This is a genomic window from Klebsiella sp. EMBS2024 (assembly GCF_036233805.1).
Taxonomy (GTDB): Bacteria; Pseudomonadota; Gammaproteobacteria; order Enterobacterales; family Enterobacteriaceae; genus Klebsiella; species Klebsiella pneumoniae.
Genome location: NZ_JAZARW010000001.1, coordinates 5,049,958 through 5,061,504 on the forward strand (window position 1 = coordinate 5,049,958; position 11,547 = coordinate 5,061,504).

Annotated in this window: 10 protein-coding genes and 1 pseudogene (1 of these 11 only partly in view); 7 read left to right on the forward strand and 4 right to left on the reverse strand. The window is 57.5% G+C overall.

Translation table 11 applies throughout. The annotated features are described in order from the left end of the window. Positions 1–97: 97 nt before the first annotated feature. Complete coding sequence (locus VZP09_RS23205; RefSeq protein ID WP_021312672.1) at positions 98–1,285, reverse strand: hypothetical protein; 1,188 nt, start codon at positions 1,283–1,285, stop codon at positions 98–100. A 74-nt stretch (positions 1,286–1,359) separates the two neighbouring features. Then, a complete protein-coding gene (ppa, locus tag VZP09_RS23210) occupies positions 1,360–1,890 on the reverse strand; it encodes an inorganic diphosphatase (protein WP_002886766.1) in 531 nt (176 codons plus the stop codon). 403 nt (positions 1,891–2,293) lie between these two features. On the opposite strand from ppa, the gene ytfQ reads away from it, so the two are divergent. The 4 genes from ytfQ (at position 2,294) to yjfF (ending at position 6,897) form a co-directional block, all read left to right on the forward strand. Continuing rightward, on the forward strand, positions 2,294–3,250 hold the full coding sequence (ytfQ, locus tag VZP09_RS23215; RefSeq protein WP_002886769.1) for a galactofuranose ABC transporter, galactofuranose-binding protein YtfQ: 957 nt from the start codon (positions 2,294–2,296) through the stop codon (positions 3,248–3,250). Between the two features lie 123 nt (positions 3,251–3,373). Beyond that, positions 3,374–4,876 (forward strand): galactofuranose ABC transporter, ATP-binding protein YtfR, encoded by a 1,503-nt coding sequence (gene ytfR / locus VZP09_RS23220; protein WP_004177669.1) that lies wholly within the window; start codon positions 3,374–3,376, stop codon positions 4,874–4,876. A gap of 10 nt (positions 4,877–4,886) precedes the next feature. Further along, a complete protein-coding gene (ytfT, locus tag VZP09_RS23225; protein ID WP_110210380.1) occupies positions 4,887–5,912 on the forward strand; it encodes a galactofuranose ABC transporter, ATP-binding protein YtfT in 1,026 nt (341 codons plus the stop codon). After that, a complete protein-coding gene (yjfF, locus tag VZP09_RS23230; protein ID WP_002886825.1) occupies positions 5,899–6,897 on the forward strand; it encodes a galactofuranose ABC transporter, permease protein YjfF in 999 nt (332 codons plus the stop codon). Before ytfT ends, yjfF begins: the two co-directional genes overlap by 14 nt. Before the next feature lie 42 nt (positions 6,898–6,939). On the opposite strand, the gene fbp is transcribed toward yjfF, so the two are convergent. Further along, entirely contained in the window at positions 6,940–7,938 is a 999-nt protein-coding gene (gene fbp, locus VZP09_RS23235; RefSeq protein WP_002886827.1) for a class 1 fructose-bisphosphatase, read from the reverse strand. A 175-nt stretch (positions 7,939–8,113) separates the two neighbouring features. Between fbp and mpl the strand changes: the two genes are divergently transcribed. Together mpl and VZP09_RS23245 are read left to right on the forward strand one after the other, a co-directional pair. Continuing rightward, positions 8,114–9,487 (forward strand): UDP-N-acetylmuramate:L-alanyl-gamma-D-glutamyl-meso-diaminopimelate ligase, encoded by a 1,374-nt coding sequence (mpl, locus tag VZP09_RS23240; protein ID WP_002886886.1) that lies wholly within the window; start codon positions 8,114–8,116, stop codon positions 9,485–9,487. A gap of 68 nt (positions 9,488–9,555) precedes the next feature. After that, entirely contained in the window at positions 9,556–10,083 is a 528-nt protein-coding gene (locus VZP09_RS23245) for a GNAT family N-acetyltransferase (protein ID WP_032415871.1), read from the forward strand. A gap of 43 nt (positions 10,084–10,126) precedes the next feature. Here VZP09_RS23245 and VZP09_RS23250 read toward each other — a convergent pair whose 3' ends face one another. Then, positions 10,127–11,335: an aldose 1-epimerase family protein gene (locus tag VZP09_RS23250; RefSeq protein WP_032415872.1), complete on the reverse strand. Its 1,209-nt coding sequence runs from the start codon at positions 11,333–11,335 to the stop codon at positions 10,127–10,129. 184 nt (positions 11,336–11,519) lie between these two features. Here VZP09_RS23250 and VZP09_RS23255 point away from each other — a divergent pair. Further along, positions 11,520–11,547 (forward strand): annotated as a pseudogene (locus VZP09_RS23255) (hypothetical protein); it runs 89 nt beyond the window's last position.

An 11,547-nucleotide genomic window follows, 5' to 3' on the forward strand; every position in this document is an offset into this window, starting at 1 on the left:
CCTTACCAGAGTGGCAGACGATCCTTCGCCAGCCACATCGCGGAAGCCAGCGTCGTCAGCGCGAGGAATAATAATCGTCGTGTTGGGGTGCTGAACATTACATGATCTCCTCGAGCGCGGTATGGCGGGCCGCTCCCTGCAGGTAGTGCCGCATCGCCGAGCGCATCTTCATCCAGTCAGCCACCCGGTGTGACAATAACCAGGCCGTCGGGCCAATCAGCTCCAGTACCGCCAGGATCCCGCCGAAACTGAGTAATAATAGGGACAGCATGTCCAGTGAATCCTGAATTAACCACCCAAATCCCCTGGCTGGTTTGTATGGGTTATTTAGCGACATGCCGAGTATGAGGAGGTACATCACCAGCACCATGCCATAAAACAGGTTATAGACTAGCGACATTTGCCGGTCACCGGGATAACAGGGATGATTTTTCAGAAAAGCGCACCCGTCGCTGACGTTGTATAACGCCTGGACGTCGTTATCTTTCCGTTGGTAGACGACGACTATCCGATCGCCGATAGCGAGAAAGGGCGGTTGACGGCGGTAAAAAAAGGGATGCAGGCCGAAGTTGGCGAAGCCGTTCTGCCAGAAGAAGGCCAGCGGCGCCGTGTCGCATTGTATCCCAACGCCATGGTATTCCCGCGTTGGGTTCCCCGCGAACCATTTCTTAAAAATGATATTGCTAATTTTTCCCGTCCGGACGGCATAGCGTTCCGGCAGGGCTTGCGTAAAAGGCTTCGCCGACTGGCGGAGGGTTTGCGCCGTAGTCGGTAGCGGCTGGCAAAAGGAAAAGTCGCGGCGGCGGGCCTGCGCCATCTTCGCCAACAGATCGCGCATGGCGGGGTGCATTTTTAGCGCCCGGTGGAACAGTAGCTCGCAGAGGCCGGTTAACAACGCGATGAAGGCCAGTATCGCGATAATGCCGAAGCCGAACCTTCCCCATTCTGAGGTGCTCATCATGAGCGGGATAAGAGCGACGATGAGCGTCAGCAGGCTGATAATCAGCAGCGGCCGGGCCCAGCGCTTTACCCGTTGACTGGGCTCAAGGAGCGTTTCGCCATCGCTGAGCCAGTGGATCCAGTAACTGCCGTTGTCCAGGCGGCGGACGCCAAGGTGCAGAGGCTGATTGATCGTCAGGCGGTCAAAAAGCGAGGGGTCGTTAAAATAGCGTTTATCGGTATAAAAGACATGGTCGCCGGCGATAAGACGCAGATACCCCTGTTTTTCACAGGCGGCGGTCGTGAAGCCAGAAAAGTTAAGGGTGAAATAGCGAACGCTTTTCACGGGACACCCTCCATGGTGTTATCGCGGCTATCCGTGCCGCAATCAGGCAGGGGATGACCCTGCCTGAGACAGAATTACTTCTGCTTAGCGCGCTCGAAAGAGGCAACGATTTCGGCTTTCGCCGCTTCCGCGTTATCCCAACCGTCGACTTTAACCCACTTGCCTTTTTCCAGATCTTTGTAGTGCTCAAAGAAATGAGTGATCTGGGCTTTCAGCAGTTCCGGCAGGTCGTTCACATCGTTGATGTGATCGTATTCTTTGCTCAGCTTGGTGTGCGGTACGGCAACCAGTTTCGCATCTTCACCAGATTCGTCGGTCATCTTCAGAACGCCAACCGGACGGCAGCGGATCACGGAGCCCGGCTGCAGCGGGTACGGAGTCGGGACCAGCACGTCAACCGGGTCGCCGTCCAGGGACAGGGTGTGGTTGATGTAGCCGTAGTTGCACGGATAGAACATTGCCGTGGACATGAAACGGTCAACGAACAGTGCACCGCTCTCTTTGTCGACTTCGTATTTGATAGGATCTGCGTTCGCCGGGATTTCGATCACGACGTAGATGTCTTCCGGCAGATCTTTGCCCGCAGGTACGTTGAGTAAGCTCATGTCTGTTTCCTTTAAAATGTATGGCAAACAAGTGCTCGGTATTATAGCCAACTCACATCGAAAGTCTTCGCTTCTTTTTCCCGATATCGCCGCAGAGTGCTCCGAATTTTTCGCGTAATAATGACATGAAAATCCATAAACATAGCCACATCATGAATAAATTTATGTAACCGTTTTCATTGCATGTGATTGATTTATCATACTGCTTAAAAAAACGTCATAAACCGCAACAGCCGCGCTCCCTGCGAAGCCTTATCGGCTCTCCGCTGGGAAGTAGGGCCGGCATTAACATCTCATTTACTTTTTTGAAGTGTGATGTAACGCATTCAGTTACATCACCGATTGTCTATAGTTTGTCCGCAGGTGAGACTTTAACCAACAATAACCCTACGAGGATACCCTTATGTGGAAGCGCTTACTTCTTGTCACAGCAGTTTCCGCAGCTATGTCGTCTATGGCGATAGCTGCCCCGCTAACCGTAGGTTTTTCGCAGGTCGGTTCTGAATCCGGCTGGCGTGCGGCGGAAACCAGCGTCGCGAAAGAGGAGGCCGCCAAGCGCGGTATCACCCTGAAGATCGCTGATGGTCAGCAAAAACAGGAAAACCAGATCAAAGCAGTGCGTTCCTTTATTGCTCAAGGGGTCGACGCGATCTTCATTGCGCCGGTGGTGGCCACCGGCTGGGAACCGGTGCTGAAAGAGGCGAAAGAGGCCAAGATCCCGGTTTTCCTCCTCGACCGTTCCATTGATGTTAAAGATAAAGATCTCTACATGACCACCGTGACCGCCAACAACGTGCTGGAAGGCCAGCTGATTGGCGACTGGCTGGTGAAAACCGTCGACGGTAAGCCGTGTAACGTCGTTGAACTGCAGGGCACCGTTGGGGCCAGCGTGGCCATCGATCGTAAGAAAGGCTTCGCCGACGCGATTGCCAAAGCGTCGAATATCAAAATTATCCGCTCCCAGTCCGGTGACTTCACCCGCAGTAAAGGGAAAGAGGTCATGGAGAGCTTTATCAAAGCTGAGAATAACGGCAAAAACATCTGCATGGTGTTCGCTCATAACGACGATATGGCCATCGGCGCTATCCAGGCCATTAAAGAAGCTGGCCTGAAGCCGGGCAAAGATATTCTGACCGGCTCCATCGACGGCGTGCCGGATATCTATAAAGCGATGATCGCCGGAGAAGCCAACGCCAGCGTCGAGCTGACGCCAAATATGGCCGGCCCGGCGTTCGATGCGCTGGAGAAATACAAAAAAGACGGCACCCTGCCGGAGAAGCTGACCATTACCAAATCGACGCTGTACCTGCCGGATACGGCGAAAGAAGAGTTAGAGAAGAAGAAAAATATGGGCTACTGAGTGGGGAGCCCCTCATTCCATCCCTCTCCCCGGTGGGAGAGGGTAAAAAGCAGCGTTCCAGAAACCCCGGGAAGCCCAGCGCGACCCGGGGTAACCTGACATCATTTGAAGGTGACATCGATTATGAGCGCCGAGGCACACCAGGAGATCCTTCGCACCGAAGGACTTAGTAAATTCTTCCCCGGCGTTAAGGCGCTGGATAACGTCAACTTTAGCCTGCGGCGCGGCGAAATCATGGCCCTGTTGGGCGAAAACGGCGCCGGAAAATCGACGCTGATCAAAGCGCTGACCGGCGTTTACCATGCCGATCGCGGCACTATCTGGCTGGAAGGCCAGGCTATTTCGCCCAAAAATACCGCCCATGCCCAGCAGCTGGGGATCGGCACCGTCTACCAGGAAGTGAACCTGCTGCCCAATATGTCGGTGGCGGATAACCTGTTCATCGGCCGTGAGCCGCGGCGGTTTGGTCTGCTGCGACGTAAAGAGATGGAGGCCAGGGCGACGGCGCTGATGGCCTCCTACGGCTTTTCCCTCGACGTGCGCGAGCCGCTGAACCGCTTTTCGGTGGCGATGCAGCAGATCGTCGCTATCTGTCGGGCCATCGACCTGTCGGCCAAGGTGCTGATCCTCGACGAGCCCACCGCCAGCCTCGATACCCAGGAGGTGGAGATGCTGTTCACCCTGATGCGCCAGCTCAGGGATAACGGCGTCAGCCTGATCTTCGTCACCCATTTTCTCGACCAGGTCTATGCGGTCAGCGACCGCATCACCGTGTTGCGTAACGGCACATTTGTGGGCTGCCGTGAGACCCGCGAGCTGCCGCAGATTGAGCTGGTGAAAATGATGCTGGGTCGCGAACTGGACCACAATGCCCTGCAGCGGGCGGGCCGTACCCTGCTGAGCGATAAACCGGTAGCGGCGTTTGAAGGCTACGGTAAAAAAGGAACCATCGCCCCGTTCGACCTGCAGGTCCGCCCGGGAGAAATTGTAGGCCTCGCCGGCCTGCTGGGTTCCGGACGCACGGAAACCGCCGAGGTGATCTTCGGCATTAAAACGGCGGACAGCGGGAAGGCGTGGATCAAAGGCAAACCTCAGACCCTGCGCTCCCCGCATCAGGCTTCCTGCCTCGGGATCGGCTTCTGTCCTGAAGATCGCAAAACCGACGGCATTATCGCCGCCGCTTCGGTGCGGGAAAATATCGTTCTGGCCCTGCAGGCGCAGCGCGGCTGGCTGCGGCCGATCCCCCGCCGGGAGCAGAATGAGATCGCCGAGCGCTTTATTCGCCAGCTGGGGATCCGTACCCCGAGCGCCGAGCAGCCGATCGAGTTTCTCTCCGGCGGCAACCAGCAGAAGGTGCTGCTCTCCCGCTGGCTGCTGACCAAACCGCAGTTCCTGATCCTCGATGAGCCGACCCGCGGCATCGACGTCGGCGCCCATGCGGAAATTATTCGCCTGATTGAAACCCTCTGCGCCGATGGCCTGGCGCTGCTGGTTATCTCTTCTGAACTGGAGGAGCTGGTGGGTTACGCCGATCGGGTCATTATCCTGCGCGATCGCCGACAGGTGGCGGAGATCCCGCTCGCCGAGCTCTCTGTTCCGGCGATCATGAACGCTATTGCGGCATAAGGAGTAACCCATGATGCCTCGATCTCTTTCGCAAACCGGCCCGGAGAAGCGACGCTTCACCTGGCCGAAGGGCACCCCGCAGATTATTGCCCTGCTGCTGGTTCTGCTGGTAGACAGCCTGGTGGCGCCCCATTTTTATCAGGTGGTGCTCCAGGATGGCCGCCTGTTTGGCAGCCCGATCGATATTCTCAACCGCGCCGCGCCGGTGGCGCTGCTGGCGATTGGCATGACGCTGGTGATCGCCACCGGCGGCATCGACCTGTCGGTAGGGGCGGTGATGGCGATTGCCGGCGCGACGGCCGCCTCGATGACCGTCGCCGGGCACAGCCTGCCGGTGGTGCTGTTGGCCGCGCTGGCCGCGGGCGCGCTGGCCGGATTGTGGAACGGCATCCTCGTGGCGGTCCTTAAGATCCAGCCCTTTGTGGCGACGCTGATCCTGATGGTGGCCGGGCGCGGGGTGGCGCAGTTGATCACCGCCGGGCAGATCGTCACCTTTGATTTCCCGGCCCTGGCATGGCTCGGCAGCGGATCGTTTCTGCTGTTTCCGACGCCGGTGATCGTCGCCGCCGCTACGCTGCTGCTGTTCTGGCTGTTTACCCGTAAAACGGCGCTGGGCATGTTTATTGAGGCGGTAGGGATCAACATCCGCGCGGCGAAAAACGCCGGCGTCAATACCCGCATCGTGGTGATGCTGGCCTATGTCCTGAGCGGTGTCTGCGCGGCGATCGCCGGGATCATCGTGGCGGCGGACATCCGCGGCGCGGATGCCAATAACGCCGGGCTATGGCTTGAGCTGGACGCCATTCTGGCGGTGGTCATCGGCGGCGCCTCGCTGATGGGCGGGCGCTTTAACCTGCTGCTCTCGGTGGTGGGGGCGCTGATTATCCAGGGAATGAACACCGGGATTTTGCTCTCCGGCTTCCCGCCGGAGCTCAACCAGGTGGTGAAAGCGGTGGTGGTGCTGTGCGTACTGATTGTCCAGTCGCCGCGCTTTATCGGTTTACTGAAAGGGGTACGCGGCCGTGATAAAACGTAATTTACCATTGATGATCACCCTTGCGGTGTTTGTGCTGGGCTACCTCTACTGCCTGACCCAGTTCCCCGGTTTTGCCTCAACGCGGGTGATCTGCAATATCCTGACGGATAACGCCTTCCTCGGGATCATCGCCGTGGGCATGACCTTCGTGATCCTCTCCGGCGGGATCGATCTGTCGGTGGGGTCGGTGATCGCCTTTACCGGCGTCTTCCTCGCCAAAGCGATTGGCTTTTGGGGAATCTCGCCGCTGGTGGCCTTTCCGCTGGTGCTGGTGATGGGCTGCGCCTTCGGCGCGTTTATGGGGCTGCTGATTGACGCCCTGAAGATCCCGGCCTTTATCATCACCCTCGCCGGCATGTTCTTCCTGCGCGGCGTGAGCTATCTGGTGTCAGAGGAGTCGATTCCGATTAACCACCCAGTGTACGACACCCTGTCCGGGCTGGCATGGACCATTCCCGGCGGCGGTCGTCTCAGCGCCATGGGACTGCTGATGCTGCTGGTGGTGGTGGCCGGTATTTTTGTCGCCCATCGCACCCGCTTTGGCAACCAGGTGTATGCCATCGGCGGCAACGCCACGTCGGCGAATCTGATGGGGATTTCGACTCGCAGCGCCACGATCCGTATCTATATGCTCTCCACCGGACTGGCGACGCTGGCCGGGATCGTCTTTTCCATTTATACCCAGGCGGGCTATGCGCTGGCGGGCGTCGGCGTCGAGCTGGATGCGATTGCCTCGGTGGTGATCGGCGGTACGCTGCTAAGCGGTGGCGTCGGTACCGTGCTGGGAACGCTGTTCGGGGTGGCGATCCAGGGGCTGATTCAGACCTACATCAACTTCGACGGCACCCTCAGCTCATGGTGGACGAAAATCGCCATCGGCATTTTGCTGTTTATCTTTATCGCGCTGCAGCGTGGGCTGACCGTGCTGTGGGAAAATCGGCAGAATGCGGCGGTGACGCGGGTGAGCGGGGCGGGGAGTCGCTAAGAAATGCTCCTCCCGCAGGCGCGGGAGGAGCGGGCAGGGCGCTTAGGCGTCCGGGAACGCTTTAATAAAGTTCTCGACGTCTTCTACCATGTGGTTGTTGCCGACGAAGAAGGAGCGACGCTGATGCAGGCTTTCCGGGATAATATCCAGAATACGCTCTTTACCGTCGCTGGCCTTACCGCCCGCCTGTTCGGCGAGGAAGGCCATCGGGTTGCATTCATACAGTAGGCGCAGCTTGCCTTCCGGGTGGCTGGCGGTGCTCGGATAGAGATAGATGCCGCCTTTCAGCAGGTTGCGGTGGAAGTCCGCCACCAGCGAGCCGATATAGCGTGAGGTATAAGGACGCTGAGTCGCTTTGTCCTCTTCCTGACAGTACTTAATGTACTTCTTCACGCCCTGCGGGAATTTGATGTAGTTGCCTTCGTTGATGGAGTAGGTATTGCCCTTCTCCGGGAAGCGCATACGCTCCTGGCATAGACAGAAGACGCCAAGGGACGGGTCGTAGGTGAAGGCATGAACGCCGCAGCCGGTGGTATACACCAGCATCGTCGACGATCCGTAGACCACATAGCCCGCGGCCACCTGCTTGTTGCCCGGCTGCAGGAAGTCTTCTTCTGTCACCGGCGTGCCGACAGGCGTCACGCGGCGGTAGATAGAGAAGATCGTACCGACAGAGACGTTAACGTCGATGTTAGAGGAGCCATCCAGAGGGTCCATCAGCACCACGTATTTGGCGTGTTCACACCCTTCGAAGACGACAATCTCATCTTCTTCTTCAGAGGCGATCCCGGCAACAATATCGCGTGCTCGCAGTGCGGCTTTTAATTTTTCATTAGCGAACAGATCGAGTTTTTGCTGAACCTCGCCCTGAACGTTTTCAGCACCGCTGGCACCCAGGATATCGACCAGACCGGCCTTGTTGATATCGCGGTGGATGATCTTGGCGCCCAACTTTATTGCTGACAACAAAGCAGTCAGCTCACCGGTGGCGTGGGAGAACTCGTGCTGCTTTTCAACAATAAACTCACCTAACGTTTTCATAACTCGTTCCCTGCATTTTTATGTTGAGTAAAACGAACGCAACAATCTTAACAAAGAATCAAAAAAGTGCGCACAGGTGAATCGCGCCAGCAAAATACAGATTCGCCTGAAATGCATTTCGCCAGGGCCCGGGATATGGGTAAAATGTGCCCCGGATAAGAAAAGGAAATGACGAATGCGCATTCATATTTTAGGAATCTGTGGCACGTTTATGGGGGGGCTGGCCATGCTGGCGCGCTCCCTCGGTCATGAGGTAACGGGGTCGGATGCTAACGTCTATCCGCCGATGAGCACCCTGCTGGAAAACCAGGGGATTGATTTAATTCAGGGCTATGACCCCAGCCAGCTGGAGCCCCGGCCGGACCTGGTGATCATCGGTAACGCCATGACTCGCGGCAACCCGTGCGTTGAAGCGGTGCTGGAAAATAATATTCCCTATATGTCCGGCCCGCAGTGGCTGCACGACTTCGTGCTGCGCGATCGCTGGGTGCTGGCCGTCGCCGGGACCCACGGCAAAACCACCACTGCCGGCATGGCGACCTGGATCCTTGAAGCCTGCGGCTATAAACCGGGGTTCGTGATTGGCGGCGTTCCGGGCAATTTCGACGTCTCCGCGCGCCTGGGCGACAGCCCGTTCTTCGTCATTGAAGCCGACGAATATGACTGCGCCTTCTTCGACAAGCGCTCCAAGTTTGTTCACTACTGCCCGCGGACGCTGATCCTCAACAACCTTGAGTTCGACCACGCGGACATCTTTGATGACCTGAAGGCGATTCAGAAACAGTTCCACCATCTGGTGCGCATCGTGCCGGGCAAAGGCAAAATTATCCTGCCGGAGAACGACATCAACCTGAAGCAGGTGATGGCGATGGGCTGCTGGAGCGAGCAGGAGCTGGTGGGCGAGCAGGGCCACTGGCAGGCGAAAAAACTGAACGCCGACGCCTCGCAGTGGGAAGTCTTACTCGACGGCGAAAAGGTCGGCGAAGTGAAGTGGGCGCTGGTCGGCGAGCATAATATGCATAACGGCCTGATGGCGATTGCCGCGGCGCGTCACGTCGGCGTGCTGCCGGCGGATGCCGCGAACGCGCTGGGCAGCTTTATCAACGCCCGCCGTCGCCTGGAGCTGCGCGGCGAAGCCAACGGCGTCACCGTGTATGACGATTTCGCCCATCATCCGACGGCAATCCTCGCCACGCTGCAGGCGCTGCGCGGTAAAGTAGGCGGTACCGCGCGCATTCTCGCCGTGCTGGAGCCGCGCTCTAACACCATGAAAATGGGCGTCTGCAAGGACGATCTGGCGCCGTCTCTCGGCCGCGCCGATGAAGTGTTCCTCCTGCAGCCGCAGCATATTCCGTGGCAGGTGGCGGAAGTGGCGGAAGCCTGCGTCCAGCCGGCCCACTGGAGCGCCGACGTCGATACCCTGGCGGAGATGGTGGTCAAAACCGCCCACCCGGGCGACCATATCCTGGTGATGAGCAACGGCGGCTTCGGCGGTATTCATCAGAAGCTGCTAGATAAGCTGGCGCAAAAAGCGGCCGCGGCTGAATAAGCGCGTACGCCTCCGGTAACTGCCCTCCGCGTGAGGGCAGTTTTATTTTAGCTACCAGGAATTGTGTGATGCTGACCTGCGAAAGCGTACGTTCTACCGACTCGCCCCATTTCGCCATGCTGGACGCGCTTTACGCGCGCGCCTTTCCGTGGCACGAGCAGCGCGAAAGCGAGGCCAAACGTCAGGCGCTGAGCCACCCGCGCTACGCGCTGGAAGCATGGTTCGATGAAGGCGTCTTTGTCGGCCTCAGCGGCTGCTGGCAGTTTGCCGGCTACGGTTATATCGAACATCTGGCGATCGACGACACGCTGCGCTCCCGCGGCTATGGTAAACAGCTGCTGGCGCAGATCCTGACGCGCGCCCCGCTGACCATTCTGGAAATCGATCCGCTAACCACGGGCATCGCCCATAAACGGCTGCGCTTTTATCAGTCGATGGGGTTCCATGCTAATCCCTGGGCGCATCGTCATCCGACCTATCATCAGGGCATTGCGGATCATGAGCTGCTGGTGCTGAGCTATCCACAGCCGATCGGTGAGCGGCAGTATCAGCAGTTTGCCCGGGATCTCGGGCACGAGGTGATGGGGCGGGAGTAGCCCGGCTCGGCGTACCGCTCCGGGCATTCGACTGGCGGCGCTGTTACTCTTTGGCGATCGGCGTCTCGTTCTCCGCGACTTTGTTATCGCCCTGAATCTGCGCGATTTTCTGCTCAACGGCGGCTACCTGGGCGCTATCGTGCAGCAGGGTGTAGGTTAGATCAAACTGCGCGCTGGCGCCCGGCTGCAGCTGCTTCACGCGTTTTTGTTCGCGTTCAATGGTGACTGGATAGGCGTAGCTGGTCCCCGGTTCGATACCGGTGACATAGCCCTGCTTGACGGTATCGGTGTTTTTCCATAGCGTCAGGACCGGCAGCTGACGGGTATCAAACTGAATAGAGGCCCCTTTATCGCCCGCTTTGTTGACCACCGCGGCCAGGGTCTGGTGATTTTCATCGGCCAGCGGCTGAATATTAAATACCATCTCGTCAAAATCTTTGGTCGGCCCCTGATAAGTTTGCCAGGTTTTTAACCCACTCTTAGCGTAATTATTGAACGGGCTGATGCTGGAGATCGGGGCGAGGAAACGCGCGCCTTCTTCGAGGATCGGGGTGCCGAAGTTGCTGTGGTAGATGATCTGATAATCATGCGGATAGTCGGCATGGTTGGTTAAGACGTCATGTAAGCTGAAGCTGTTGCTGCCCGGGACGTAGCGCAGTTCGGTCAGGGTCTGCAGATCGGCTTTTTTAAAGGTGCTCTCTTTCACCAGCCCGCGGATGCGGATTTCATACGGCGCGCTGTCGGCCACCTCCACCTCCACCAGAGAGGCCGGCGTGTTGCCCGCCTTGCCGTGTAGGGTATAAATTTGCCCGTCCGCGGTCACCGGATGGCCGGTCCATTCATAGCCGCAGCGGACCATCATCTCGTTGAATCCTTCCAGCCAGCCGAGGCCATTGCGGCTTTCCAGGTTGATAAACGCCGGGTTGACGACCTCTTTAACCGGCGAATCCCAGCCCATCCGGCTGCCGAAACCCTCAATACGCAGCAAGTTCATGCCGCGTGTCGGGCTCAAGGTAATGGTCAGGCCGTCTTTACTGTGAATGGTAAGGATTTTGCTGCCTTCCTGCTTACCGCCGTGCAGGACTTTCTGCTCAATGCTGAACGCATGATCTTTCACCTTCAGCTGATCGCTGTTGATCTGCCAGTTTCCTTTATCCATCCCCTCTTCAGCGTTCGTCAGCACCCATGTTTTTGCCGCGGCCGAGCCGGAAACCAGCAGGGCGATCGTCGTCAGAACCAATGTCTTTTTCATTTTTATTCCCTTTTTGCTGAATCGATTGTGTCATTGACGTGTGAAATCTACCGGCATGGGGGTGATTAAAATGTGAAGCGCCTCACCTGGTGAGAAAGTGGCCGTTTTTATGATGTTAAATGAGATGAAAGTCGTATTATTTTGCTAAGTAATACGTATTTATCACCAGGATATGTGATCTATATTGTTTTTAGCTTTAACGATTCAGCTTG